The sequence below is a fragment of the Streptomyces sp. CLV115 genome (assembly GCF_038448545.1).
GTDB lineage: Bacteria > Actinomycetota > Actinomycetes > Streptomycetales > Streptomycetaceae > Streptomyces > Streptomyces sanglieri.
The window spans coordinates 1-26572 of the sequence record NZ_JBCEWQ010000126.1 but is presented as its reverse complement, the minus strand read 5'-3'; the positions used below and the strand labels follow the sequence as shown (position 1 = coordinate 26572).

23 protein-coding genes, 1 tRNA gene and 1 other RNA gene are annotated in these 26572 nt (G+C 72.9%); 16 read left to right on the top strand and 9 right to left on the bottom strand.

What is annotated here, in order from left to right:
- A partial coding sequence (locus AADR41_RS31480) for a DNA polymerase III subunit gamma and tau (RefSeq protein WP_342285008.1) occupies positions 1–1351 on the bottom strand: 1351 nt, incomplete at its 3' end.
- Between the two features lie 84 nt (positions 1352–1435).
- Positions 1436–1532, bottom strand: an RNA gene (gene ffs / locus AADR41_RS31475) — signal recognition particle sRNA small type.
- Between the two features lie 165 nt (positions 1533–1697).
- On the opposite strand from ffs, the gene AADR41_RS31470 reads away from it, so the two are divergent.
- A tRNA-Ser gene (locus tag AADR41_RS31470) sits at positions 1698–1785 on the top strand.
- A 159-nt stretch (positions 1786–1944) separates the two neighbouring features.
- On the opposite strand, the gene AADR41_RS31465 is transcribed toward AADR41_RS31470, so the two are convergent.
- Both AADR41_RS31465 and AADR41_RS31460 read right to left on the bottom strand, forming a co-directional pair.
- Positions 1945–2883 carry an FAD-dependent oxidoreductase gene (locus tag AADR41_RS31465; RefSeq protein WP_342285007.1) on the bottom strand — a complete coding sequence of 313 codons (939 nt, stop codon included), beginning with the start codon at positions 2881–2883 and terminating at the stop codon, positions 1945–1947.
- 56 nt (positions 2884–2939) lie between these two features.
- The gene (locus AADR41_RS31460; RefSeq protein WP_342285005.1) at positions 2940–3383 is read right to left on the bottom strand and encodes a hypothetical protein; all 444 of its coding nucleotides are present in this window, start codon (positions 3381–3383) and stop codon (positions 2940–2942) included.
- 237 nt (positions 3384–3620) lie between these two features.
- Here AADR41_RS31460 and AADR41_RS31455 point away from each other — a divergent pair, with 237 nt between their 5' ends.
- The 4 genes from AADR41_RS31455 to AADR41_RS31440 all read left to right on the top strand — a co-directional run bounded on the left by AADR41_RS31455 (position 3621) and on the right by AADR41_RS31440 (position 8335).
- A complete protein-coding gene (locus AADR41_RS31455; RefSeq protein ID WP_342285003.1) occupies positions 3621–4307 on the top strand; it encodes a Crp/Fnr family transcriptional regulator in 687 nt (228 codons plus the stop codon).
- 134 nt (positions 4308–4441) lie between these two features.
- Entirely contained in the window at positions 4442–5377 is a 936-nt protein-coding gene (locus tag AADR41_RS31450) for a hypothetical protein (RefSeq protein ID WP_342285002.1), read from the top strand.
- Between the two features lie 277 nt (positions 5378–5654).
- Positions 5655–7439 carry a hypothetical protein gene (locus tag AADR41_RS31445; protein ID WP_342285001.1) on the top strand — a complete coding sequence of 595 codons (1785 nt, stop codon included), beginning with the start codon at positions 5655–5657 and terminating at the stop codon, positions 7437–7439.
- A complete protein-coding gene (locus AADR41_RS31440) occupies positions 7436–8335 on the top strand; it encodes a hypothetical protein (RefSeq protein WP_342284999.1) in 900 nt (299 codons plus the stop codon). The genes AADR41_RS31445 and AADR41_RS31440 overlap by 4 nt, the downstream gene beginning before the upstream one ends.
- 83 nt (positions 8336–8418) lie before the next feature.
- Here the strand turns inward: AADR41_RS31440 and AADR41_RS31435 are convergent, their stop codons facing one another.
- Positions 8419–9669: a serine hydrolase domain-containing protein gene (locus AADR41_RS31435; protein WP_446751141.1), complete on the bottom strand. Its 1251-nt coding sequence runs from the start codon at positions 9667–9669 to the stop codon at positions 8419–8421.
- A gap of 97 nt (positions 9670–9766) precedes the next feature.
- Entirely contained in the window at positions 9767–10990 is a 1224-nt protein-coding gene (locus tag AADR41_RS31430; RefSeq protein ID WP_342284997.1) for a serine hydrolase domain-containing protein, read from the bottom strand.
- Positions 10991–11136: 146 nt separating this feature from the next.
- Between AADR41_RS31430 and AADR41_RS31425 the strand changes: the two genes are divergently transcribed.
- The 3 genes from AADR41_RS31425 to AADR41_RS31415 all read left to right on the top strand — a co-directional run bounded on the left by AADR41_RS31425 (position 11137) and on the right by AADR41_RS31415 (position 14157).
- The gene (locus AADR41_RS31425) at positions 11137–12384 is read left to right on the top strand and encodes a sensor histidine kinase (RefSeq protein ID WP_342284996.1); all 1248 of its coding nucleotides are present in this window, start codon (positions 11137–11139) and stop codon (positions 12382–12384) included.
- Positions 12381–13109, top strand: coding sequence for a response regulator transcription factor (locus AADR41_RS31420; RefSeq protein ID WP_446751140.1), 729 nt, complete (start codon positions 12381–12383; stop codon positions 13107–13109). The genes AADR41_RS31425 and AADR41_RS31420 overlap by 4 nt, the downstream gene beginning before the upstream one ends.
- 520 nt (positions 13110–13629) lie before the next feature.
- Entirely contained in the window at positions 13630–14157 is a 528-nt protein-coding gene (locus AADR41_RS31415; RefSeq protein ID WP_446751139.1) for a SigE family RNA polymerase sigma factor, read from the top strand.
- A gap of 48 nt (positions 14158–14205) precedes the next feature.
- Here AADR41_RS31415 and AADR41_RS31410 read toward each other — a convergent pair whose 3' ends face one another.
- Positions 14206–14553, bottom strand: a complete 348-nt coding sequence (locus AADR41_RS31410; protein ID WP_342284993.1) for a hypothetical protein — start codon at positions 14551–14553, stop codon at positions 14206–14208.
- Positions 14554–14634: 81 nt separating this feature from the next.
- On the opposite strand from AADR41_RS31410, the gene AADR41_RS31405 reads away from it, so the two are divergent.
- On the top strand, positions 14635–15885 hold the full coding sequence (locus AADR41_RS31405) for a mannosyltransferase family protein (protein ID WP_446751138.1): 1251 nt from the start codon (positions 14635–14637) through the stop codon (positions 15883–15885).
- A gap of 101 nt (positions 15886–15986) precedes the next feature.
- Here the strand turns inward: AADR41_RS31405 and AADR41_RS31400 are convergent, their stop codons facing one another.
- Positions 15987–17549 carry a carboxylesterase/lipase family protein gene (locus AADR41_RS31400; RefSeq protein WP_342284991.1) on the bottom strand — a complete coding sequence of 521 codons (1563 nt, stop codon included), beginning with the start codon at positions 17547–17549 and terminating at the stop codon, positions 15987–15989.
- Positions 17550–17710: 161 nt separating this feature from the next.
- On the opposite strand from AADR41_RS31400, the gene AADR41_RS31395 reads away from it, so the two are divergent.
- The 7 genes from AADR41_RS31395 to AADR41_RS31365 all read left to right on the top strand — a co-directional run bounded on the left by AADR41_RS31395 (position 17711) and on the right by AADR41_RS31365 (position 25573).
- Positions 17711–18283, top strand: a complete 573-nt coding sequence (locus tag AADR41_RS31395) for a TetR/AcrR family transcriptional regulator (protein WP_342284990.1) — start codon at positions 17711–17713, stop codon at positions 18281–18283.
- Positions 18284–18582: 299 nt separating this feature from the next.
- Entirely contained in the window at positions 18583–19257 is a 675-nt protein-coding gene (locus AADR41_RS31390) for a hypothetical protein (RefSeq protein ID WP_342284989.1), read from the top strand.
- Positions 19258–19396: 139 nt separating this feature from the next.
- Positions 19397–19633, top strand: coding sequence for a ferredoxin (locus AADR41_RS31385; protein WP_342284988.1), 237 nt, complete (start codon positions 19397–19399; stop codon positions 19631–19633).
- Entirely contained in the window at positions 19623–21017 is a 1395-nt protein-coding gene (locus AADR41_RS31380) for an NAD(P)/FAD-dependent oxidoreductase (protein ID WP_342284987.1), read from the top strand. The genes AADR41_RS31385 and AADR41_RS31380 overlap by 11 nt, the downstream gene beginning before the upstream one ends.
- Before the next feature lie 22 nt (positions 21018–21039).
- Positions 21040–22275 carry a cytochrome P450 gene (locus tag AADR41_RS31375; RefSeq protein WP_342284985.1) on the top strand — a complete coding sequence of 412 codons (1236 nt, stop codon included), beginning with the start codon at positions 21040–21042 and terminating at the stop codon, positions 22273–22275.
- A gap of 50 nt (positions 22276–22325) precedes the next feature.
- A complete protein-coding gene (locus AADR41_RS31370; RefSeq protein ID WP_342284983.1) occupies positions 22326–24041 on the top strand; it encodes a helix-turn-helix domain-containing protein in 1716 nt (571 codons plus the stop codon).
- Positions 24042–24217: 176 nt separating this feature from the next.
- On the top strand, positions 24218–25573 hold the full coding sequence (locus AADR41_RS31365; protein WP_342284981.1) for a diaminopimelate decarboxylase: 1356 nt from the start codon (positions 24218–24220) through the stop codon (positions 25571–25573).
- A 172-nt stretch (positions 25574–25745) separates the two neighbouring features.
- Here AADR41_RS31365 and AADR41_RS31360 read toward each other — a convergent pair.
- A partial coding sequence (locus AADR41_RS31360; protein WP_342284980.1) for a discoidin domain-containing protein occupies positions 25746–26572 on the bottom strand: 827 nt, incomplete at its 5' end.

The window sequence follows — 26572 nt, the reverse complement described above, 5'->3', positions numbered from 1 at the left end:
GTGCGGGGGCGGGCGGTGCCGCCTGGACCGGTGCGGGCGCGGGTACGGGGGCCTCGCCCCGTACCGCCGCACGCGCGACGGCGGGCCCTGTGCCCGGCTGTACGACGGGTGCCGCGGGCACGGGTGCGTGGGCCAGTGCCTCCGGCCCGGGTACGTAGCCCATGGCGGGCCCAGGTCCCGTGGTCGCGAAGGAGGCGCCCCGCTCCAGCCGGTCGAGCCGGGCCTGCAGCGAACGCTCGTCGTCGAAGGCCGCGGGCAGCAGCACCCGGGCGCAGATCAGCTCGACCTGGAGACGCGGCGAGGTCGCGCCGCGCATCTCCGTGAGCCCCTCGTTGACCAGGTCGGCGGCGCGGCTCAGCTCGGCGGCGCCGAAAACGGACGCCTGGGCCTGCATCCGCTCGACGACATCGGCGGGGGCGTCGATCAGCCCCTTCTCCCCGGCGTTCGGAACGGCGGCCAGGATCACCAGGTCGCGCAGCCGCTCCAGGAGGTCGGCGACGAACCGGCGCGGGTCGTTGCCGCCCTCGATCACCCGGTCCACGACCTCGAACGCCGCGGCACCGTCGCCCGCCGCGAAGGCGTCCACGACCGAGTCGAGCAGCGAGCCGTCGGTGTATCCGAGCAGCGAGGTCGCCATGGCGTATGTCACACCGTCGTCGCCCGCGCCGGCCAGCAACTGGTCCATCACCGACATCGAGTCACGCACGGATCCGGCCCCGGCCCGCACCACGAGCGGCAGCACGCCGTCCTCGACGGGGCTGTTCTCCTTGCCGCAGACCTCGGCGAGGTACTCGCGCAGGGTTCCCGGCGGCACCAGGCGGAACGGGTAGTGGTGCGTACGCGACCGGATGGTGCCGATCACCTTCTCGGGCTCGGTCGTGGCGAAGATGAACTTGAGGTGCTCCGGCGGCTCCTCGACCACCTTCAGCAGGGCGTTGAACCCCGCCGAGGTGACCATGTGCGCCTCGTCGATGATGTAGATCTTGTAACGACTGGAGGCGGGCCCGAAGAACGCCTTCTCCCGCAGATCACGGGCGTCGTCCACGCCACCGTGCGATGCGGCGTCGATCTCGATGACATCGATGGACCCCGGCCCGTTGCGCGCGAGGTCCCGGCAGGACTGGCACTCCCCGCACGGCGTGGGCGTCGGCCCCTGCTCGCAGTTCAGGCAGCGGGCCAGGATGCGCGCACTGGTCGTCTTGCCACAGCCGCGCGGACCGCTGAACAGGTACGCGTGATTGACCCGGTTGTTCCGCAGGGCCTGCTGGAGCGGGTCAGTGACATGCTCCTGACCGATGACCTCGGCGAACGACTCGGGGCGGTAGCGGCGGTACAGCGCAAGGGACGACACACATACGAGGTTATCCGGGCGCACCGACAACCGGCCCCGGACCGTGCGAAGCACCACCGGGACGCCCCGGGAAGCCCGGGGAAAAACAAGGGCCCCCCACGCACCCGCCAGAGCCGACCTACCCTTGCTGCCTTCCGGCCCTGGGGGAGTTCAGTCAGATAGCGCCACGTGAGGGGCTGACGCCCACCTTAGCCGATCCCCACCCCTGCCGGTCCACTCCCCCCACCTTCCGGAACCGCCCGGGACGACCTCGGGACGACCTCGGATCCACCTCGGAACGAGCCCGAACCGATCTCCGGGGGAACGGGTTCGCGAGCACTCCTCAACGTCTTGTATTGTTTGCCGCGGAGGATTCGCCTAGTGGCCTAGGGCGCACGCTTGGAAAGCGTGTTGGGGGCAACCCCTCACGAGTTCGAATCTCGTATCCTCCGCCATTGCTCTCACCGGGCAATACGTCGAAGGGCCCCGCAGGTTGGTGGGGGGCCCTTCGACGTGAGTGGTCCCAGTTCTGGTCCCAGTTGCGCAGGGCGGAGAGCCCTGGACGCCCACGGACAGGCTTCGTTCGCGCTCTGCCGCATCGGGTCCTCTCTCTGTCAGCCTTCGGCGAGCAGGTCTCTGGTTGCGTAGTAGGTGTGCAGTGCGGCCTCGCTGCCGGAGCCCAGGGCGGTCATGATCCGTTGGAAGCGCGCGGAGCGCAGGTCGCCGGCCACGATGACGCGGGGGTGCTGGTCGGTCGGCGGGCAGTATCCGTCCGCGCCGCGGACCAGGTCGCCGGACGGAGCCGTGGGCGCGTTCCCGATGCTGAGGTAGGCGGCGGCTGCCGTGACCGTCCGCTGTTCGCCGTTCCGGCCCAGCACTTCCGCCGACACCGGGGCGTCTTCCCCACAGCTCAGCGTCAGATGCTCGACGGGGAGGAGGACGACTCTGGCGTCTTCGCGGATCTCCTCGATCTTGTACGCGTCGGTCTCCGGGTACGCCACGATCAGGCGGGTGTCGACAGCCGGGTTGGCACGCAGGAAGGTGCCGATCGGGCGGTCGCCGCCGAGGACGAGGAGATCGCGGGCCTCGGCGTCGTCCGCCTCGGCCTGCCAGAGCGGAGGCAGGATGAGGCCGTCGGGGGCGGTGATCCAGGCGGCGTCGCGGGGCTGGAGGGGGCCGACGCCGGTGGCGACGATGACGTACGGGGCGGTGAGGCGGGTGCCGGCGTCGACCGTGACGATCACATGGTCGTCGTCGGCATGGAGTTCGGTGACGTGTCGGCCGAGTTCGAGGCGGCACAGCTCCGTGCTCTTCAGTTCCGCGACGATGGAGTCGGCCAGTTCGGGGCCGCTGCTGTAGCCGCCGAGGACGTTGTTCAGGGCCGGGATCCGGTAGAGGTTGCGGCACAGCCGGTCCGGCTCGACCAGGATCGAGCGCATGCCGACGCTGGCGGCCATGCGGGCGGCGGCGCAGCCGGCCGGGCCACCGCCGATGACGATCAAGTCCGCGTCGTGGGTGGTGGGTGAACCGGTGCGGGGCGGTGTGTCGGCCATGGGTCAATTCCAGCACCGCGACCCCGGCGTACGCAGTCAGCCGACCCACCACACGTTCACGGGAGACAAGTCGGCCGGTTCCGATCAGTCGGCGGGCGACGGCGAGCCCGGCGTCGTGAACGCCGGGGCACCGGGCTGTGGGCCGCGACGGTGGACTCCTGCGGCTTGTCACCCCGCATCCGGGGCAGCCAGGCGAGGAAGGCCACGACGGTGAGGGCGACGCCCCAGGCCGGCGCGGTGCGCCAGGAACCCGGCACGGTGCGGGCCGGCGGCGCGGATACCCCGGAGGAGACCGCGGCCATGAGACCCACGACGGTCATGTAGAGAGCGCTGACGCCCTGGATACGGTGTGCGGGCGCGCTCCGCCTGATCAGAGCGGGAAGCAGCACGTTGCCGAACGCGACGGCCGCGGAAGGGATCACCGTTCCGGCGAACAGGCGGACGACGGAGGGAAGGGAGCGGACCACCGTCCTGACGGCCAGTACCCCGAGCGCCGCCACGAGCAGGCGTGCGCTGCCCGAGCAGGTCTTCCACGGCGCTCCGTGCCCCGTCTCCGTGAGGTGGCCGCACGGCCGGGGGTGCCGTCGTCCGGGTGGCGGTCGTTATCGGACAAGGTCGCCCGAATCGCGGCGGAGGCGGGCGGGGCGGCGTTGAACTCATGGGGTGCGGGCGGGGCTCACGAGGTCGCGTGCGGGGCAGGGCGATGCCTCGTACGGGGCGGACGGGGAAGGTGACGGGTGCTGTCGGGCGACGCATGGCGTGGGCTGCGGGGGCAGGGGGTGATCCGCACCTTCCGGGAGCGCAGCGTGATGTTGCGTCAGGGTTCGCCGGGAACGCATCTGCTCGCCCTCACCGACGGGCTCGCCAAGGTCGTGTGCCGGGAGCCGGGCGGGGTGGTGACCTGGCTGGCGTTCCGGGGGCCGGGTGACCTGCTGGGCGAGGTGTCCGTCTTCCACGGCACCACGCGTACGGCGGAAGTGGTCGCGCTCACCCCCTGCACGGCCGTCGTGCTGGAGGCGGAGCGGTTCCGCCGGTTCATCGAACAGCGCGGGCTCGTCATGGACTTGATGCGCCAGGCCCTCTCCCGGCTCCGGGAGTCCGACGCGCACCGCACCGAGTTGCTGACCCTTCCGCTGGTCGCCCGGCTGGCCCGGACGCTTCTCAGGCTGGTCGAACTCACCTCGCCCGGAGGCGGATCGGAGGTCGTACGGCTGACCGGCCTGAGCCAGGAGGAGATCGCGCAGGCGACCGGAGTGACCCGCAACGCGGTCATCACCGGGCTGCAGCGGCTGCGGGAGTCCGGCGCGGTGGAGACCGCCCGCAGGGTGATCGTCGTCAAGGACATGCAGGCGCTGCGGCACTGGGCGGCGGCCGGACCGGTGACGATGCCGGTGCCTGCCTTCCCGACGCCCCCGGCCCGATGAGCGCACCCGTGCTGTGACGTGGGACACCCGCGAACTGCCCTGTGCTGTGCAGTCGGGCGGGCGGAACCGACGGAGTCTCGAATCAGCCGGTCGCCGGCTTCGTATCCGTCCCGCCGCCCACGAGGAGTTCACGCATGTCCAGGCCCGTTCCCGCCCCGTACGCCGAGACGCACACGGCCACGTCCGTACCGGCCCCGAACACCGAGAGCCGTCCGCTGCCTCCCTACCGTGCCCTGTTCGCCGTCGACGCCAAGGACTTCACCGGTCTTGCCGCCCTTCAGCACGGCCCGGTGAGCCGGTTGATCCCGGAACTCGTCGACCAGGCGCTGGAGCGGGCGGGGCTTCATGAGCTGCGCGACTCCAAGCAGTTTCCGGCCAACACCGGGGACGGTGTGGTGTTCGGCTTCGACCCGGCGTTTCTGCCCTTCGTCCTCTGGCCGTTCCTGGGTGTGCTGGACGACACGCTCGGCGCGTACAACAGGCAGAGCGTCGGTCCCCGCATCCGGCTGCGGGCCAGCGTCCACGTCGGGCCGCTGCCGGACGCGGACGGCAACGGCACCGCCCGCAACGACACCCACCGGCTGCTCGACTCCCGTCCGGTCAAGGCCATCCTGACCGCGGCGAGCGAGGAGGTCACCCATCTCGCGGCGGTCATCTCCCAGCGTGTCTACGAGGACGTCGTGCTCGGCGGGTACACCGGGCTGCACCCCGACCGCTGTGTGGAGGTCCCGGCCACCGTGGAGGGGAAGGTATTCGCACAGCGGGCCTGGCTGTACGTGCCCTCGCCGTCCGGGAACCTCGTGCAGGCCGGGGTGCGGACCCGGGAGGAGGCCGCGGCGCCGGCCGACGCCTCCGCCGACCGGGAACAGGCCCCGGTGACGTCCCCCGGAACGCAGTACAGCGGCAATACGCAGCACGTGGGCGAGGGCGCCGCGGTGTTGGGGGGCGTCGGAGGAGACTTCACGTACACCGGCCGGTCCAACGAGTACCGCGGCACCAACCAGCACTGGGGCAGCGGCGACAACGTGGCGGGCGACAAGCGGACCGGCGGAGCCGGAGACGGCCGGTGAGCGCGGGCGCGGACGACGTTCCCGGCCCTCGCGCCCCGGACGGCGGAGACGGTCCCGGCCCGGGGGACTCGTCCTACCGTGACAACCGGCAGCGCATCGATCAGGGTGTGGCGGTCATGGGTGGCATCGGGGGCGATGCCCATGTGTTCATCGGCATCCCGCCCGACGCGGATGTCAGCGACCGCATCGTCAAACCCCGGCTCCGGGAGGGCCCCTACCCCGCGGACGACGTCCGCGCCCGTCTGCGCGGGTTCGTCGAACCGCCCACCCACGCACAGTGCCGGAAAGTGCTGGACGGCCACGTCCTGGTACTGAGGGCCAAAAGCGGCACGGGGGCCGGCACGGCCGCGTTCGCGCTGTTGGCGGAGCGGTACGGGGCGAGGGCATCACCGGTCTGGACTCGTCCACCGATCTGTCCCGGTGGCAGCCCAAGGAGCGGCGCGGGTATCTGCTCCAGGGGATTTCCCCGACGGCCGCCGCCACGCTCGGCGAGGTCCGGATCACCGCGCTGGGCTCGCTGCTGCGCGACGCGGGCGCCCATCTGGTCGTGACCGTACGCGTGGAGACGGTGCTGCCCGGTGACACGGTGGCCCGGCAGGTCACGCACCGCCCGCCGCCGCCCGCCGAGGTGGCCGCGAAACACCTGGGCGCCATGGCCGAGGAGGGTGAGCTCACCTCCGGTCAGGAGGCCGACGCGCTGCGGCACCTCGCCTCGCCGGCCTTCGTCGGCTACCTGGACGCCCACTCGCTGCCGGGGGACGGTGCCGCCGTGGCGGAAGGGCTGCGCGACCTCGTCCTGACGGGCGGGTCCGCCGAGACCCTGCTCGACGACCTGCGGACCGGCAGCCCCGCCGCGGCCCGCGCGGCGCTCGCGGAGGCCCGCCACCGGGCGGACCGGATCTCGCTGATGGCGGCGATCTCGTTGCTGCCCGGGCAGGACCGTACGGTCGTCGAGCGGTACAGCGCGGTGCTGCGCCCCCACCTCGACGGTCGCGGCCGTCCCGGGCCGGAGCACGCCGGCGCCCAGGGGCCGCCCGGGGAGCCGCCGGCAGGGCACGACGTGCTCGGACCGGCCTTCGAGGACCGGCTGGCGGCCGTCGGCGCGCGTCTGCTGCCGCCCCGGTTCGAAACGACGCCGCGCTATTCGGTCCAGCCGGTCGACTTCTCCGGCCGGCACCGGTCGGACACCCTGCTCCGGTCCCTGTGGCTGGAGTACGAGGGCATGGCGGAGCTGCTGTGGAAGAGCCTGGACGAGGTTTCCCACCACCCCGGCATCGAACTCGCGGCGGGCGAGCGGATCGGAAGGGTGCTGGCCCACGCCACCGGACCGGACACCCTGCGCCAGCTGTATCCGTTCGCCGCGTCGGACAAGCGCTGGCGCCGGCGTCTGGTGGCCTACGCACTCGGTGAGATGGTCCAGCACCCCGCCCTCACCGGAGCGGTCCGGGAGCAGTTGCGGCAGTGGAGCGGGGCCGCCCCCGTGCCTCTGCGCTGCACCGTGGCCGAGACCTGCGCGGGCAGCTACGGCCTGGCCCGCCCCGCCGCCGCGCTGAAGCTCCTGGACACCGTGCTCGACGGGCCGGACAAGTCGCTGGAAGGCCCGTTGCGCACCGCGGTGTCCTTCGCGCTCAGCGCCCTTCTCTCCGAGGACACCAACCACGTTCCCGTCCTGGACCTGCTCCGGGCATGGCAGGCGGCCGATCCGGGCACCCGGCGCCACGACCTGGCCGTGTACGCCGTCGAATCGATGAGCCGGACGTCGTTCCCCCGGCCCGGCGCTCCGGGCGAACGGCGGGTGCGGCTCGCCGATCTGCTCGCCGAGCACCCGGACCGGGCCCGCTCTCTCGTGGTCGCGGCCCTGGACGACCCCGCCACCCATGAAGCGACGGCGGACGGCCTGTTCCTGATCGAGGGCGACCGGGAACTGCGGCGGCGGACCGGCTTCCCGCACCTCCTCGCCGCGCTCGCCGCGACGGCCCAGAACCACCGCGGCGTCCTGCGCTACGTCCTGCGCCGCCACCGCGGCCGTACGGCCTCCTCGACGGAAAGGCACGCGTCATGACCGGCCCGCTCATCTCTCCGCTGGACTCCTCGGCGGCCTGGCAGTTGTTCCGTCTGCGCTTCGGTGCCCCGGAGGGCCGGGCCCTGGTGTTCCTCGCGCACGACGGGCAGGACGCGATGGTGCCGCCCCGGGAGGGCGACTACTGGGGCTATCCGCGGCCCACCCGGCACGAGGTGCGTGAGGGCGACTTCTTCGACGTCGTGTGGGTCTCGCTCGCGGATCGGCGGCTCTCGGTCGACATTCCGCGCCGGCCGCCGAAACCCCCGGCCCGCTACGGAGTCGCCTGGAAGATCAGCAATCCGGTCGTCGCGGCGAGGGAACAGCTCACCGAGGAACAGGCCGGGCAGCTGGTCGTCGCCCACATCAACGAGAACGCCACCCTGCCCGGCGCCGCCGATCCGCTGCGGTCGCCGCCACCCCACTTCGGTACGACCGAGGTGGAGCCGCCCGGCCGTCCACAGGTGATCGACGGCTCCGGCATCACGTACTGGTTCCTGGACCCGCCGGCCGCGCTCCGGCCGACGCCCGGCACCGGCGCAGGGCCGACGCTTCCGCCCGGCTTCGGCGAGGCCCACCGCGAGGCGTACCGCTTCTACCGGGAGGTCGTCGCGGGCGGTCCGGTCGGACTGGCGGCCTTCTGGCTGCTGCAACAGCCGGAGCAGGCGAGGGACGTGCTCGACTGGACGGTGACCCACCGCAGCCTCCTCTCCGGCCAGGACAGCTGGGAGAACACCCTCGCGGCGGCGCTCCGGTCACTGACTCCGGAGGACCGGGGCTTCGTCGGCGCCAACATGGCGCGCGTCCTCAGCGATGTGGGGGTGCCGCAGGGAGACGAGGTTCTGCGCCGGATCAGCGGCGCCGATGACGCCGGGGACCACCGTCCGGACTTCTCCTGAACGGCCTGCTCCCACCGGGCAGTACGCCGAAGGGCCCCGCAGCAGGTGCGGGGCCCTTCGGCGTCCGTGGTCCTCGGTGGGGTTCAGCGGCACAGGGCGGTGTCCACGGCGCGTTCGAGGGTGCGCCGGCTCGCCTCGTCGTTGAGCTGCGTGGTGACCGCGACACTGGCGGCGCGGCCGTCGCCGGTGGCGCCGCTCCGGGTCTCGTATCCCGGGAAGCTGCCGCCGTGGCCCCAGGAGAGGCCGCCGCACGGCAGAGGTCTGCTGACGAGGCCGAGTCCGTAGCGGGCGCCGGGGCCGAAGGTTGCTTCGGCGGGGACGGTGGAGCGCATCTCGGCGAGCTGGGCCGGGGGCAGGAGGCGGCCGGCCAGGAGTGCGCCGAAGAAACGGTTGAGGTCGGAGCCGGTGGAGATCAACTGGCCTGCCGCCCAGCCCCAGGAGGGGTCGATCTCCGTGATGTCGCGCAGCGGTCCGTCCGCCGATTCCCGGTAGTAGCCGTGGGGGTGGGGCTCCCGGATGCTCGCGTCACCGGGGGCGGGGAAGTAGGTGTGGCGCAGCCCTACGCGCCTGATGACGCGACGGTCGATCTCTGCGGCCAGGGGGCGGCCGGTGACCTTCTGGACGATCAGGCCGGCCACGATGTAATTCGTGTTGCTGTACGCCCACTTCTTCCCGGGGGCGAAGCCGGCCGGGTGCCGGAGGGCGGTGGCGAGCAGTTCCCGAGGGGTGTAGTAGCGGACGTCGTCCCCGAGGTAGTCGGTGTAGTTGGGGAGTCCACTGGTCTGCTGGAGGAGCTGGCGGACGGTGATGCGGCGCCCGTCGATCCCCTTCCCCCGGACCAGACCGGGCAGGTAGGTGTCGACGTCGGCGTCCAGGGCGATCCTCCCTTCGCCGACCAGTTGCAGAACCACGACCGCCGTGAACGTCTTGGTGTTGCTGCCGATCCGCACCTGCCCGTCTACGGGCACCGGTGCGTGGGTGGCCAGGTCGCCGACTCCCGCGGTGTAGGTGCGGGTGCGGCCGTCACGGCCCTTGACGCTCGCCAGCGCCGCAGGCATCCCGGCCTCGCGCACCAGCGCGTTCAGGCTCTGCCGGACGACGTCGGGACCGGCGGAGGGGGAGGCGGCGGAGGAGAGGGAGGGGGAGACGGTGTCTGGACTGGTTGCGGAGGCGGGTGGGATGAGGGCGGCCAGGGTCATGACGCCGATGGCCGTCGCGGCCGCGGCGGTCAGGGCCTTTCGCCGGGCGACCGGCCGACGGCCCTGCTTGCGGGCCTGCTTGCGGCCCGACTTGCGGACCTGCTCGCGAAGCCCTTGTCGTGTCTGCCCACGCATGAGTCAACTCCTGCAGATATTTGGAACGTTGAGGTGTTGGGGCGTCGCGGTGTTGTTGTGGGGTGGGTTGTGGGTGTGGGGTGGCGATGTACGTGGTTCATCCGCACAGGGCGCTGTCCACGGCGTCCTTCACGTGCTGCACGGCCGTCTCGTCCGTCGGGATGCTGGTGACCGAGACGTTGACGGCGCGGCCGTCGTCGGTGGCGCCGCCCCGGGTCTCGTATCCCGGGATGTCGCCGCCGTGGCCCCAGTAGACGCCGCCGCACGACAGCAGCCTGCTCGTGAGCCCCAGTCCGTAGCGCAGCCCGGAGCCACCGGCGGGGACGGTCGTGCGCATCTCGGCGAGCTGGGCCGCCGGGAGGAGGCGGCCGGCCAGGAGTGCGCCGAAGAAACGGTTGAGGTCGGAGTCGGTGGAGACCAGCTGGCCTGCCGCCCAGCCCGCGGAGGGGTCCGTCTCCGTGAAGTCGCGCAGCGGTCCGTCCGCCGGGTTGCGGTGGTAGCCATGGGGGTGCGGCTCCCGGATGGTCTTGTCGCCGGGGGTGGGGAAGTAGGTGTGGCGGAGCCCTACGCGCTTGATGACGCGCCGGTCGATCTCCTCGGCGAGGGGGCGGCCGGTGACCTTCTGGACGATCAGGCCGGCCAGGAGGTAGTTGGTGTTGCTGTATCCCCACGTCTTGCCCGGGGCCGCGTCGGCCTTGTACCGGAGGGCGATGTCGAGCAGTTCGCGCGGCTCGAAGTACCGGTCCCTGAGCTCGTCGTCGTCGATGTGCATGCCGTAATCGGGGAGTCCGCTGGTGTGCTGGAGGAGCTGGCGGACGGTGATGCGGCGTCCGTCGATCCCCTTCCCCCGGACGAGACCGGGCAGGTAGGTGTCGACGTCGGCGTCCAGGGCGATCTTCCCTTCGCCGACCAGTTGCAGGACCACGACCGCCGTGAACGTCTTGGTGTTGCTGCCGATCCGCACCTGCCCGTCTACGGGCACCGGTGCGTGGGTGGCCAGGTCGCCGACTCCCGCGGTGTAGGTGCGGGTGCGGCCGTCACGGCCCTTGACGCTCGCCAGCGCCGCAGGCATTCCGTCGTCGCGCACCAGCGTGTTCAGGGCCTGCTGGACGGCGTCCGGCCGGGCGATGGCGGCAGCAGCGGAGACGGAGGTGGAGGTGGAGACGGAGGTGGAGGCAGCGGAGGAGGAGGCGGGTGGGGTGAGGGCGGCCAGCGTCATGACGCCGATGGCCGTCGCGGCCGCGGCCGATACGGTTCGTCGCCGCCTGCCGCCCTGCTGCCGGGTCGAGGTTCGGGGGCCCTGCTGGGTCCGAGTACGCATGAGTCAACTCCTGGGCCGGGAAAATCGTTTGGTCGGGGCACGATTCTGGAGCCCGGGGCCCCTCGACCACATCGCGGCAAGGCGGGAGAAATCGCTCCCCCGATCGGGGGAGGCCGCTGGTGGGCCACCCGGTGATACTGGCGCCCATGACCAGGGGAATCGGGCCGCTGCTGCGCGGCTCTACGTATTCGGGTGTGCTGTTCGCCTACTGCGGCGCGCTGGCGAGCCTTCCGCTGCTGCCCTTCGCCCTGCTGCCCGCGGCGTTGTGGCCGTCCGGGCCCGAGAGTGTGCGGATCGTCCTGGTCCTGCTCGTCTGGGCGGTACTGGTCGGCTCGGCCGGACTGGTGCGCCCCGTGCGGCGGGCGCTGGTCGCATCCGCCCGCCGGCTGCTGCGGGTGCCGCTGCCGAATCCGGTGGCCGGCGGCCGGGCCTCCGGTTCACCCGGTCTCGACCGCTGGCGGACCCCGCTCTGGCTGGTGCTGCACGTGGCCGTCGGGTGGATGGGGGCGATGGCCGGCGGGACGCTGTTCATCATGGGCATCGCACTGCCCGGGAACTGGATCGGCGGCGAGGCGCGGCTGAGCCTGTTCGGTTCGTCGCTCCAGGCCACGGGCGTGTGGAGCTGGGTGATGGGAGCCGTGTTCATCGTGCTGGCGGTGACCATCTGCGTACTGGTGACGAAGCTCCTGCGGTGGTCCGCGCCGCGGCTGCTGGGGCCGTCGGCGGCCGAACGGCTCGCGCTGGCCGCCGAGCGGGAGATGCTGCTGGCCGAACGCAACCGGATCGCCCACGAGTTGCACGACTCGATCGGCCACACACTGACGGCGGCCACCATCCAGGCTGCGGTGGCGGGCGAGATGCTCGCCGCCGACCCGGTGGCGGCGCGGGCCGCGATGCGCAGCATCGAGGAGTCGGCGCGGGCGGCGCTGGAGGATCTGGACTACGTACTCGGAGTGCTGCGCGAGGAAGAGCCGGGGACGGCGCCCACCCGGACCCTGGCCGACCTCCCCGGGCTGCTGGACCGTCTGCGGCACGCGGGTGCGGTGGTGGAACCGGAGCTGTCGGGCGAGTTGGCGAAGGTACAGGGGACACTGTCCCGGGCCGCCTACCGGATCCTCCAGGAGGGGCTGACGAACGCCCTGCGCCACGGAGCGGGCGGCCCGATCGGCATCGAGGTGGTGGCCGGGCCCGACGCGCTGGACCTCACGGTGGTCAACCGGACCGGGGCACGTACGGACCCGGATGCGCGCCCGGGGGCCTTCCCGACCTCCGGCCACGGTCTGTCCGGACTGGCCGAACGCGTCCGGCTGCTGCACGGTGAGTTCCGGGCCGGCCCGGACGGTACGCAGCACTGGCGGCTGGCCGTCCGGCTCCCGGTGCGGGCGGCGGCGTGAGCACGTCCGACGCGAGTACGTCCGGTGCGGGCGAGGGCACGGTCCCGGCCCTCCCCGCCGTCACCGACCCCACCGTCAGCCTCCTGATCGCCGACGACGACGAGGTGACCCGCAGCGGCCTGGGCATGCTGCTCTCCGCGCAGCCGGGGATCACGGTGGTCGGCGAGGCCGCCGACGGCGTCGAGGCGGTCGAACGGGCGCGGAGCCTGCGGCCGGACGTCGTCCTGATGGACGTCCGGATGCCGCGGTGCAACGGGATCGAGGCCACCCGCCGGCTGCTGGCCGAAGCGGCCGACCCGCCGAAGGTCGTGGTGATCACCACCTTCGAGAACGACGGCTACGTCACCGCCGCCCTCGGCGCGGGCGCCAGCGGCTTCGTCCTCAAGCGCCTCCCGGTCCGCCGGATCGCCGAGGCGGTCCGGGTGGTGGCGGCGGGCGAAGCGGTCCTCTTCCCGGCCGCACTGGGCCGCATGGTCGCCGCCCGTCCGCTGGGCTCCGCCGAGGCCCTGCCGCAGGCCGACCTGACCGGGCGGGAGGAGCAGGTGCTGCGCCTGATGGCCACCGGGCTGTCCAATCCGGAGATCGCGGAGTCCCTCACGGTGAGCCTGGAGACGGTCAAGACCCACGTCGGAAACGTACTGATCAAGCTCGGCGCGCAGAACCGGACCCACGCGGTGGTGATCGCGTACGAGTCCGGTCTGATGGTCCCCGGCTTCACGGGCTGAGCGGGTGTGTGGAGGCTGAGCGGCCAAGCGGCCGTGACGACCGCGACGGCCGTCGGTCGGGTTTCCACGGCACCTTTCCACGGCGTTCCGCGCCCCGCCGCCGCCGTTCCGCGCCCCGCCTCCATGGCGTGATCAAGCGGCCGTGGGTGTACACATGCAGTCCCCGGTAGTCCTTCTCGGTGCCGGGACTTCCAACCGTCGCTGAAAGCTCCACATCCGGAGGAGCTGCCGGGGGCCTGGCCAGAGCCAACGAGAGGGTCACTCGGGTCGGCGGGACGTCTCCGCCGGCGGTGCGGCTCGCTCTGGTTTTCTGGTGTATTGACGATTCTCCTCCCAATTTCTCGCTGGTCAAGAGGTTTGATAACTCTTTCTCCGGTATGCCCTGATGCCGGTGATCAGGAGCTTCCGGCACACCCCGCTCCGGCGGCACGCCGCCCCCGCTCCGGGGCCGTGTGATCACCGTCACCCGATCTCTTCGGATTCCGTGTCGTCCGGATGAGGGGTGCCGGGCGTATGCCGGATGAGACCGAGGAGATCCAGGAGTTGTTTGTTGACCGTCGAGGAGTTCGAAGAGTTCTACGCGCTGACGGCTGCCCGGCTGACGGGGCAGTTGTTCGTGATGCTCGGCGACCAGCACGAAGCGCAGGACGTGGTGCAGGAAGCTTTCGTCAAAGGGTGGAGCCGGCGGCGTCAGCTCGACCGCGACGGGCAGCCCGAGGCATGGATCCGTACGGTCGCCTGGCGGCTGGCGGTGAGCCGGTGGCGGGGGCGGCGGCGGGCGGCCGACGCCTGGCAGCGCAGTGGCGCGCCGCCCCATACCGAGGCGCCGGGGCCGGAGACGGTGGCGCTGGTGGGGGCGTTGCGGGAGTTGCCGGCCAAGCAGCGTCGCACGCTGGCGCTGCACTACGTCTGTGATCTGACCGTCGAACAGATCGCCGCGGAGACCGGCCTGGCGGCCAGCACCGTCAAGACGCATCTGTCCAGGGGCCGGACCACGCTCTCGCACCGTCTGCAGGATCCGCGTACCGAGGAGGGGCCCTGTGTCTGAACCCCGAGACCCGTTGGGGTCCTTGTTCAAGGAAGCCGCGGCGGTCGGTCAGTCGCGTGCGCGTTCTGCGCCGCCGTCGTACATCGCCGAGCGCGGCGAACGCCTGCGCAGACGGCGGGTGGTCGCGATGGCCGTGGGGGCCTGTCTGGTCTTCTCCGGTACGGGTGCGGCCGTGGCCACGCTCCTGCCGGACAGCAGGAGCACCACCGTGCCCGCCACCACCCCGTCACCCGTTCCGTCGCCCCGGATCTCGCCCTCGCCGTCCACGTCCTCGTCGTCCACGCCGCCGCCCGGCTCGCCCAGGACCAGCCTGCCGCCCACGCATACGCCCTCCTCCACCGAGAGCGAGAGCGAGAGCCCGTCCGGGTCGGTCACCGCTCCCAGCCGGAGCGTCACTCTGCCGCCTCCCTGATCCGGGTGGGGCCGATGAGCTCGGCGGAGAGAAAAAGTGAGACGGAAAGATCGGGAGAGATTGTCGTGAGTACTTCCGCTCCGCAGCGGCAGGCGGAGAAGCAGCGGAAACACCAGTACGCGGCCGGCTCCGGGGTCACCGCTCCCCGGCGCGCGCCGGAGCCGGTGCCCGCCCGTCGGTGGTTGCCGCGGATCGGGGCCGCCGACCGCGAGGTGCTGTGGCTGTATCTGCTGACCCGGGCCGGGATCTGGACCACCGCGTACTGCACCCGGTGGCTGTTCCCCGACGACGGGCGGGCCCGCCACCCCGGTTCGTTCTTCTCGTCGTGGCAGCGGTGGGACTGGTGGCACTACCTGCACATAGCCCAGTCCGGTTACTTCCCGGACGGGACCGGTCCCGGGACGGCCGACTGGGACAACAGGGAGGCCTTCTTCCCCGGCTTCCCGTTCCTGCTGCGGGCCGTCCACACCGTCGTCCCCAGCTGGTCCGCCGCCGGTGCGCTGATCTCGTTCGTGGCCGGTGGGGTCGCCGTACTGGCCCTGGCCCGGATCGCCCGGCTGCATCTGCCGCAGGAGGGCGCGGGGCCCCGCGCCGCGCTGTTCTTCCTGCTCTCCCCGTGCGCGGTCTTCCTCGCCGCCGGCTACACCGAGGCGCTCTTCCTCGCCTTCGCCCTGCCGGCCTGGCTGGCCGCCCAGCGGCTCAACTGGCCGTTGGCGGCCCTCCTCACCTGCCTGGCCACCACCGTCCGGGTCAGCGGACTCTTCCTCGCCGGGGCGATCGCGGTGCACTTCCTGGTGACCGCCCGCACCTCCGCGCACTGGCGCCGTCTCCCCTGGCTGGCGCTGCCCGCCCTGCCGCCGCTGCTCCACAGCTGGTACCTGCACGCGCACACCGGTGACTGGATGGCCTGGAAGCACGCCGAGGAGCGCGGCTGGTACCGCGACTTCCACGCCCCCTGGGAGGCGTGGAAGAACACCTGGCACGCCGCCTTCGGGCACTCCCAGAGCACCGGGTACGCCCTGATGTGCCAGGCCGAACTCCTCACCATGGTCGTCGGCCTGGTGCTGTGCGGCCTGCTGCTGCGGCGGCGGCGCTGGGCGGAGGCGGTGTACATCGCGCTCAGCCTGTGGGCGCTGGGCACGTCCTACTGGTACACCTCCATGCCCCGGGCGACCCTGCTGTGGTGGCCCCTGTGGACCGGGCTCGCCGCCTGGAGCCTGCGGAACCCGCGCGTCAGGATGGTCTGCCTCACCGTCGGGGCGCCGCTGACGACGGTCGTCGCCGTCACGTTCCTCTCCGGACGGTGGGCCGGCTGAACCGTGCGGGGAGGGCCGGGCCGTACCGTACGACCCGACCCGGTACGACCCGGCCGGTGCGGCCCGGCCGGTACGACCCGCCCGGCGCGGCCCGTCCGTGGTCAGCCGCGGTTCTTCCAGAACCGGTAGTGGTGGTCCCGTGCGAAGTCCGCGCGCCGCCAGGTGTCCGAGGCCAGGGTCTGCACGTGACCGTCCGCGCCGCGGAAGCCGGGCCAGTCCGTCCGGCCCGACTCGGCGAAGCCCACCCAGGTGCTGATCATCCGGTCGCGGAACCCGGCCTGTCCGGCCTTCACGTCCTGGAACAGATCCAGGTCGAACAGGTAGGCCAGCTCGGACATGTGCTGGGCGCGCTGGTCGAAGCTCGGCGCCGGATACCCCCGGAACCAGGGTGTGTCGCGCTCGCTGAACTCGTACATGTGGGTCGGCGTCCACCGAGCCAGCAGCCGGGCGGTGTCCAGCGTCGGTACCGACCACACCGCGTCGGTACGGACAGCCGCCAGGGCTTCACCGGCCGAGCCGAACGCGGACAGCGGGTAGCGCGCGAGCACGGCGTCGGCCCGGTCCCCGAACTGCTTGCGGACGGCGGGTTCGTACTCGTCCGGCTTCATGGGCGCGCCCCCGGGCGCGAGCTCCTGGCCGAGGACCGCGCCGCGTTCCTCGTCGTGGTCGACGCCGACCAGCACCGGCACCCGGTTGAACCTCCCGGTGCGCAGCGCCTCGGCGGGGGACAGCGGCATCAGCTTCGTACCGGCCACCGGACGCGGCTCGTTGAACGGGCCGTACGCCTTGAGCAGTTCGGCCACGGGGGTCTTGCGCAGGCAGGACGCCGTGTTCTGCTCGCAGCCCACCGCCTCGACGACCCGCCGGGCCTCCGCCCGGGCCTCGGCCCGGGTGCGGGAGCCGCCCGTGGCGCAGGGCGCGCTCTGTACGACGGCCCGGTCGAAGAGACCGGCCGACATGGGCGAGGCGAGGTGGCCGCACACGCTGTAGCCACCGCCGGACTGCCCCATGACCGTCACGTTCCCCGCGTCACCGCCGAAGGAGGCGGCGTTCGCGCGGACCCAGCGCAGGGCCGCCTGCTGGTCCTCCAGACCGAGGCCGTCCGCGCCCTCGACGGCGGGATCGCTCAGGAAACCCATCACCCCCAGCCGGTAGTTCATCGACACGACGACCGCGCCCCCGGCGGCCAGCCGGTCGGGCCCGTACATGTCCCCGGTGCCGTACATCAGGCTGCCGCCGTGGATCCAGACGATCACCGGCCGCTTGCCGTCGGACTCGGCGGGCGCGGTGACGTTCAGGTAGAGGCAGTCCTCGCTCTCGCTGGGGATCCCGACCGGGAGTCCGGCCGGCTGGGCGCAGGGCGCGCCCGGGGTGGTCGCCTCGCGCACCCCGCTCCAGGCGGCGGCCGGCCCGGGCGGGGCCCAGCGCAGGTCGCCGACGGGCGGCGCGGCGTAGGGGATTCCCCGGAAGCTGCGCAGGCCGTCGCTGCCGGTGCCGCGCACCTTCCCGGCCGTCGTGGTGACGACCGTGCCGACGGACCTCGTCTTCGGTGTACCGGCCGGCGCCTGCGCCCGAGCGGTCGGGGGTTCGGCCAGACCGAAGGCCAGCCCCCCGAGCGCCAGCGCGGTGACGAACCACTGGGAAACGCTCCTGGTGTGTCTCATGGGGAGGACGCTAGGCAGATTTGCGCGATCGCGCAAGACGTTTGCCTCATTCGATCGCGCAAGGCATTCGCCTGAGTCGGTCGCGCGATGTGTATGAATGGATCATTTGCGTGAGACGAGCGTCTGATGCGGATGCACAAGAGGGTGGTACGGTGCCGCGCATGGGCAACCGTGAAGCACTTCTCACCGGCGCGAAGGCGTGCCTGCGGGAAAAGGGGTACGACCGCACCACCGTCCGCGACATCGCCACCGCGGCCGGCGTCAGCATGGCCGCCATCGGCTACCACTACGGCTCTCGGGAGGCGCTGCTCAACCAGGCCCTCTTCGAGGTCCTGGACGAATGGGGGGACGCCATGGGCCGGGCGCTCGTCCCCGACGCCGACGGGTCCTCGAAGCGCCACTTCGAGCAGATGTGGGAGAGCCTGATCGCGGACTTCACCGCCCACCCCGATCTCTGGCTGGCCTCGGTGGAACTGTTCATGCAGGCCCAGCGCCAGCCGGAGCTGCGCACCGCGCTCGCCGAGGGCACCGCACAGGGCCGCCGCGGAATGGCGGCGATCCTGGAGAGCGTCCCCGAGGACGAGGTGGCAGAGGCCTCCGTGCGGACGCTCGGCAGCGTCCAGCTCGCGCTGATGTCGGGCCTGATGATCCAGTGGCTGAGCGACCCGGCGGCCGCTCCCACCGCCGCCGAAGTACTCCAGGGGCTGCGCGCGCTGGCCGACCTCGCACGCTGAGCCGGCCGGGCGGCCGGGCGGGCGGAGGCCGGGAGGCCGGCGGAGGCCGGGGCCAGTGGCCGGAGACGGCTTGCGGGACCGGGAAGGCCGCAGGACCGGCCGGGACGGCCCGAAGAGGCCGCAGGAACGGAACCGGAACCGGGACCGGCCGGGACGGCCCGAGGAGGCCGCGGGGCCGAGGGCCGCGGCTCACCCTCCCGCCCGGTCCGGGTGGCACCCGGCGCCGTGCAGGGGCTTGCTGGTCCCGGGGGCGTCGGGCCGGCGACGGCCCCGGAGCCGGAGGAGGCGAACGTCCGCCCATGGAACCGCGACGGAAGACGCGACCGGACACCCGGGGCCGGGCTCTGCGCACTCCGCGGGCCGCGGGAACGGCCGGGGTCGTCTTCGCCCTGCTGCTCGCCGCCGCCATCGTCCTGACCCGGCTGGCGATTCCGTCCGAACCGGGCAGGAGCCCCGGCGAGTGGCTCACCGACCCCTCGCGCCGGCGCACGGTACGGACGGCGCTGGAACTCGTCCCGTTCGCGGGCATCTCCTTCCTGTGGTTCATGGGGGCCGTGCGCGCACGCATCGGGGACGCCGAGGACAAGTTCCTCGCCACCGTCTTCCTGGGCAGCGGTCTGGTCTTCGTCGCGACCCTCTTCGGGGCCACGGCGGCGGCCGGCAGCCTGCTGTCGACTAAGGGGGCCGAACCAGGGGGTCAACTGTGGTCGTTCGGCGGGGACTTCACGTACGACCTGCTGACCACCTACTCGATGCGGATGGCCGCGGTCTTCGTCTTCTCGACCTCCGGCATCGCGCACCGGCTCGGCGTCCTGCCGCGTCCGCTCACGGTTCTCGGCGCCCTCGTGGGCCTGACCCTGCTCTTCGCGGCGGGCAGTGTCGCCTGGTCCGAGCTGGTGTTCCCCGTCTGGGCCCTGGCCGTCGGCATCCACATCCTCGTGGCCGGTGCGGCTGATCCACCGGTCCGGCGATGACCCCGTCCCCACCGGCCACCCCGTGACTCCATCGGTCGCCCCGTGACTCCATCGGTCCGCCTGTGCTCGCGGATCCGGAACGGCCCTCGCACGCTGATGCGGGAGTGCTCGGAGTACTACGCGAAAGGGCGGCCCCTTGATGAGGCTTGTCGTCGATCTCAACCGGTGCCAGGGGTACGCACAGTGCGCGTTCCTGGCACCCGATGTCTTCGCCATGCACGGCGAGGAATCCCTGTTGTACAACCCGCACGCCGACGAGGCGCAGCGCGAGCAGGTGATGCGCGCCGCCACCGCGTGTCCGGTGCAGGCCATCCTGGTGGAGGACCCGGACGAGGCACCGGCCACGGTGGGAGAGAGGCTGTCCGGTGTCCGGTGACGGTGCTCTGGAGCGGCTGAGGCGCGAGGGGCGGATCGTGATCGTCGGCGCCTCCCTGGCCGGCCTCCGGGCCGCGGAGACCCTGCGGAAGGAGGGCTTCACCGGTTCGCTCACGCTGATCGGTGACGAGCCCCACGAGCCGTACGACCGTCCCCCGCTGTCGAAGCAGGTCCTGCTGGGCCACGCGTCCGCCGAGCGCACCGAGCTGCCCCGGCGGCACGGGCTCGACGCGCAGTGGCGGCTCGGGGTCGCCGCCGCCGGGCTGGACATGGCGGCCCGGCGGGTGCGGCTGGCCGACGGCGACGAGGTGGAGTACGACCGGCTGCTGATCACCACCGGGGTACGGGCCCGGCCCTGGCCGCACCGGACGGAGGCCGAGCTGGAAGGGGTCTTCGTACTGCGCACCCGCGACGACGCGGCCCGGCTGCACCGGCGGCTGGCGGCCTCGCCCCGCCGGGTGCTGGTCATCGGCGCGGGCTTCACCGGCTCCGAGATCGCCTCGGCCTGCCGCGAACGCGGGCTGCCGGTGACCGTCGCCGAACGCGGGGCGGCGCCCCTCGTGGGCGCGCTCGGCGGGGTGGTCGGCCAGGTGGCCGCGGAGCTCCAGCGCGCGCACGGGGTGGACCTGCGCTGCGGGATCATGGTCACCGGTCTGGAGGGCGACTCGGTGGGCCGGCTGCGGCGGGCCCATCTGTCCGACGGCACCGCCCTCGACACGGATGTCGCCGTCGTCTCGCTCGGCGCGACGCGGAACACCGAGTGGCTGGCCGGGTCCGGGCTCGGCGCCGGTCCGCGCGGAATCGCCTGCGACGCGGGGTGCCGGGCCTTCGACGTACGCGGCATCGTGACCGACGACATCTTCGTAGCCGGTGATGTCGCCCGGTCCCCGCACGCGATCTTCGGTTACCAGTTCCTGTCCCTGGAGCACTGGGGAAACGCCGTCGCGCAGGCCGGGACCGCGGCGCACAACATGATCAGCAGCAGTTCCGAGCGCCGCCCCCATCTGTGGGTGCCGGCCTTCTGGTCCTCCCAGTTCGGGGTCAACATCAAGTCGGTCGGCGTCCCCTCGCTGGGCGAGGAGATCATCGTCGCCCAGGGCTCGCTCGCCGACCACCGCTTCACCGGGGTGTACGGGTACCAGGGCCGGGTCATCGCCGCGGTCTCCTTCGACCAGACGAAGTGGCTGGAGTTCTACCAGCGGCAGATCGAGACGGCCGCGCCGTTCCCCCCGGAGTACTCCTCGGTGGACCGCCGCCCCGAAGGCCTGCGGCCGGTACCGGCCGACTTCCCGGACCCCTCCCTGCCCACCCACGGGCCGTCCGTCACCGTCAGCGGCTACTCACCCACCGACCAGCGGATCACCTTCAGCCCCGCCCGGGCCTGACCCCAGCAAGGATCCCGCCACCATGACGCAAGACACGCTCCTGCGGCAGATCATCGACTACGCCAACCGCGCCGACCCGTACCCGCTCTACGCCGAGCTCCGGAAGAAGCCGGTGCGCCAGGAGGGCGACGAGCTGTTCGTCGTCAGCACGTACTGGGAGATCAAGAGCCTGCTGCACGATCCCCGGATCAGCTCCGACGCGCGCAACCTCTCCCCCGGCGCCGCGGGCACCCTGCTCCAGGAGGAGGAGGCCTCGCCGCTGCCGCCCGCCTTCCTGCGGCTGGACCCGCCCGAGCACGACCGGCTGCGCCGGATGACGATGCGCCCCTTCGGCCCGCCGGAGACGCCCCGGCGCGTGTACAACATGCGCGGCGAACTGGCCCGCGTCGTCGACGGCCTCATCGACGGGTTCGGGGACCGGAAGGAGGTCGACGTCGTCGACGACTTCTCCTACCCCTTCCCCGTCACCGTGATCTGCCGGCTGCTGGGCGTTCCGCGCGAGGACGAGGCACGCTTCCACTCCTGGGCCGACACCATCGCCGCCGGCCTCGACCCGGACCCGAACGGGGATCCCGGCGCGCAGCGCCGCGCCACCCACGAGGCCCGCACCGAACTGGGGGCGTACCTGTCCGGGCTCATCGACAAACGCAGCGGTGCCCCCGGCGACGACATGCTCTCCGCACTGGCCACCCAGCAGGGCCCGGACGGGCAGATGACCCGGATGGAAGTGCTCAGCACCGCGGCGCTGCTCCTGATCGCCGGTCACGAGACCACGGTCAACCTCATCACCAACGGAACACTCACCCTGCTGCGCAACCCCGACGTCCTCGAACGGCTGCGTGAGGACGCCGGGCTGGCCGTCCCGCTGGTGGAGGAGCTGCTGCGCTTCGAGCCGCCCGTGCAACTGCTCCCGCAGCGCACCACACTCGCGGACATCGACATCGCCGGCACCACCATCCCCAAGGGCGCATCCGTCTGGCTCGTCCTGGCGTCCGGCAACCGGGATCCGAAACGGTTCCCCGACCCCGACCGCTTCGACCCCGACCGGCCGGACATCCAGCATCTCGGCTTCGGCAGCGGCATCCACAACTGCTTCGGCGCGCCGCTCGCCCGGCTGGAGGCCCAACTCGCCCTGACCGCGCTGGCCCACCGGCTCGACGGTCCCCGGCTGGTGGACGACCCGCCCCCGTACCGGCAGAACGCCGTGCTGCGCGGGCCCCGCCATCTGAACGTCGCGTTCGACGGCCTGCGCGGCTGAGTCCGGGCCGACACCTGCACACGCGGGGCCGGGCCGACGATGATGGGCGGATGCCGACGCACGAACCGGACCGGCGCGGGACCGGGCCCTCGCTGGAACGGATCCTCGGGTTGATCGACCCCGGAATGCTCGATGTCGTCGTGGCACCGCGCGGCACCGGTGTGCCGGTGACCGATGTGGTGCTGCACGACCCCGGCGAGGAGCGGGAGGACGACGGCGCGCGGGCGGCGGCCGGGCTGATCCTGCTCGCGGTCGGTGTGGAGGCCGCCTCGCCCGAGGCGCTCGACGTGCTGCGCGCCGCCGACCGGGCCGGGGCGGCGGCCGTGGTGATGCGGCCCGGCGCCCGGGGGCCGCGCGCCGAACTGGTGGAGGCGGCGGGCCGGGGCCGCACGGCGCTGCTGACCCGGCGGCCGGAGCAGGGGTGGACGGAGGTGCTCGGCCGGTTGCGGACCGCCCTGGTGCACAGCGACCCGGCCGGCACCGCCGGGGTGGCGGGACTGCGGCCCGGCGACCTGTCCGGGCTGGCCAATACGGTGGCGGACCTGGTCGGCGGCGCCATCACGATCGAGGATCCGCAGTCGCGGGTGCTGGCCTATTCGCGGCTGGACCACGAACCCGACCCGATGCGCCGGCTGACCATCCTCGGCCAGGAGGTCCCCCGCTGGCGGGTCGACGAACTCCGCGCGAACGGCTTCTTCCGGACGCTGTGGAGCACCGAGGACGTGGTGCGGCTGCCCGCCGACGACCGGTACGCCGAGCGGCTGGCCATCGCGGTGCGCCACGGCTCCGAGGTGCTCGGGTCCATCTGGGCCGCCGCCGACGGCCGGCCGCTCGCCGAGGACGCGGCGGCCGCGCTGCGCACCGCGGCACGGGCCGCCGTGCCCCATCTGTCCCACCATCAGACCTGGGGCCGGGCGGCCGCCAGGGCACGGGAAGGAGCCGTGCACGCGCTGCTGAGGGGGAACGTCCGGTCCGCGCAGGAGGCCGGGGTCACGGCGGACCGGCCGTACGCGGTGGTGGTCGCGGAGGCGTACGACGGGCAGGGAGGCGAGTCGTACGACGGGCGGGAAGCCGACGGGCGGGGAGCCGGGGCACACGACGCGCAGGACGCGGGGCGTGCCGGGCGGCGGGTGCTGGACGTGCTCGCGCTCCAGGCCGCCGCCTACCGGCCGGGGTGTGTGACCGCGCGGTCCGGGCGGCGGCTGTACGTGCTGGTCCCGGCCGGGGAAGAGGAGGCCGATCCCGCGCGCGCCCTGCTGGCGAGCGCGCGCTCGGTGCCGCGCGAGGTGGTCCTCGCGGGCGCCGGTCCGGTGGCGGCCGGGCCGGCCGGGCTGCCCGCCTCGCGGGAGGCCGCGGAGCTGGTGGTGCGGGTGCTGCGGGAGCGGGCCGCGAGGCTGCCGGCCGGGGAGGCGAGGTCGGCGGTGGCGGCGTACGACGAGGTGGTCCCCGAGGCGACGGTGCTCCGGCTGCTCGACCGGGTGGAGCCGCTGTGGGGGTCGCTGTCGGGGCCGGTGCACGCGATGGTGGAGCACGACCGGGCGCACGGTTCGGCGTACGGCGACTCGGTCACCGCCTACCTCGACGCGTCCTGCGACACGGGTACGGCCGCGCGGCGCCTCAATGTGCACCCCAACACCCTGCGGTACCGGCTGCGCCGGGCCCGGGAGCTGTTCGGCGTCGATCCGGCCGACCCCGCGGTGCGGCTGCTCGCGGAGATCGGGCTGCGGCTCGCGGCCCGCCGGCCGCACCGGGCCAAAAGCCCTTGATCGTTCCGCTGTCCGGTACGGCAAAGGAACCGGGCGGGTGTCGTCGTGTCGGTCGAAGACGCGCCGTCCCCCGCGCGCCGATGCTGTCCGTACGACAGACAAGGCGGCTGTGGCGGGCAGCGGAACGACGAAGGGCTGCTCCCTGCGGCGGACCTGGCGGACGAAGGGGTGTTCCTGTGACTCGTACGACTTCCGGTTCGGCGTCCCGGCAGCGCGGTGACCGCCGCACGGCGGCGCTGGCGCGTGCTGTGGAGGACGGGCTGCTCGGTCCGCACTCCCCCGTGGTCGGTCTCCTCGACGTGGACGGTGTGCTCGCCGCGGTGGACGCGCTGAACGAGGCGTTCGCGGGGCCCGCGCCGGTGCAGCACACGTTCGCGGCCAAGGCGTGCGGTCTGGTGCCGGTGCTGCGGCTGCTCGCGGACGCGGGGATGGGGTGCGAGGTCGCCTCGCCCGGCGAGCTGGAGCAGGCCCTCGCGGCCGGGTTCCGGTACGACCGGCTGGTCTTCGACAGCCCCGCGAAGACCGTCGGGGAGCTGAAGTTCGCGCTGGCCCACGGCATCGCGATCAACCTGGACAACTTCCAGGAGCTGGCCCGGGTGGACCGCCTGCTGGCCGGCCGGGAGGCCGCCGGACCCATCGGGCTCCGGGTGAACCCGCAGGTCGGAGCCGGAGCCATCGGCGCGATGAGCACCGCGACCGCGACCTCGAAGTTCGGCGTCGCGCTGCGTGATCCGGGTGCCGTGGACGCGGTGACCGAGGCGTTCGAGCGCCGCCCCTGGCTCAACCGGCTGCACGCGCACGTCGGTTCCCAGGGCTGCCCGCTGCCGCTCATCGCCGAGGGCATCCGCGTGGCGTACGAGCTGGCCGAGCGGATCAACGACCGGCTGGGCCACGCCCGGATCACCGGGATCGACATCGGCGGCGGCCTGCCCGTCAACTTCACCGACGAGGACGACCGGCCCACGTACGCCGACCACGTCGCCGAACTCCGCGAAGCCGTACCGGGGCTCTTCGACGGGCGCTACACCCTCGTCACCGAGTTCGGCCGCTCACTGCTGGCCAAGAGCGGAACGATCGGCACCGTCGTCGAGTACACCAAGTCGGCGGGCGGCCGGCGGATCGCGGTCACGCACGCGGGCGCCCAGGTCGCCACCCGTACGGTGTTCATGCCCGGCTCCTGGCCGCTGCGCGTCGGGGTCTTCGACGCCGCGGGCCGCCCGAAGCGGGGACCGGCCCAGGTCGTCGACATCGCGGGCCCCTGCTGCTTCGCCGGGGACCTCACCGCGACCGGGGTCTGGCTGCCCGCCATCGAGCCCGGCGACGTGGTGGCCCTCCACGACACCGGCGCGTACTACTTCTCCTCGCACTTCTCGTACAACTCGCTGCCCCGGCCTGCGGTGTACGGCTACCGCACCGACGCCGGCGGGCGGGTGCGGTTCGCGCTGGTGCGCGAGGCGCAGAGCGTGCGCGAGGTCGTCGAGGAGAGCGGCCTCGCGCAGGCGGAGGCGCTGGTGGACCTGCGCAGGGCATGACGGCCCCGGGAACCCCCGGGCGCCGCGCCCCCGTTCTCGGCGGACCCGCGCCACTCCCACGTACACGCCGTTGGGCCCGTACCCCGGCGCCGGGGTGTCCTTGTACCGCTCGGGGCCGGACACCAGCCCGGGGGCCACGGACTCCAGCCCCTCGCGGTGGACCTCTCCCCGGTCAGGGCCTGCGGCCGAAGAACTCGATCTCGGCGACGGCGAGACGGCGGTCGGGGCCCGCTCCGTACGTGGTTTCGGTGGTGAGCCGGGCCCTGACGATCTCCGAGCCGCGCAGGTCGAAGGTCTGCTGGCCCGGCTGGTCCTTGACCCGCAGCTTCTTGCTGACGCTGGTTCCGTCGGCGGAGGTCAGCAGCACGGTGATCCTCGCCGGGCGGGCCTGGGTGAGGAACTCGTCCATCTTGGCCGACGTGCCCGAGAAGACCACCAGCTTCAGCACCCGCACCGGCTGCTCGAAGTCGCACTCCAGGTACTGCCCCACTCCGGTGTCGGTCCCGGCGGCCGAGGGCGCCCAGTAGCGGTTGCTGAAGCCGTCGAACGCCGCACCCGCCGGGTGCCCCGGAGCCCTGCTGGAGGCCCGGAACCGGGTCGGCGGCACCGCCTCCGGCGTCCCGGTCTCGTCCTTGGCGAAGCCGAACCAGCCGGGCACGTGCGGAAGCGCGAACCAGACCCCGCACGCCAGCACGATCAGCACGACCGGCAGCGCCAGACCGGGGCGGCGCCACAGCCGGCGCTTGGGCCGGGTGCCCGCGGTGGGCGCCTGACGCGGCCGCCGCCGGAAGATCCGGCGCCACCAGACAGGCCGTACCTCGGGCGGCGGCCCCGGGTTCAGGAGCAGTGCGCAGCGGATGCACAGGGTGCGGTCCGGGGCGTTCTCCGTACGGCAGTTGGGGCAGCGGACGGTTGGGGCGGGCGGCGGTCCCGGGGGTGTGTGCGCCGGGCCGGGCGGTACGTCGGGCAGCGCCCCGGGCGCATTGGGATCCCCACGTC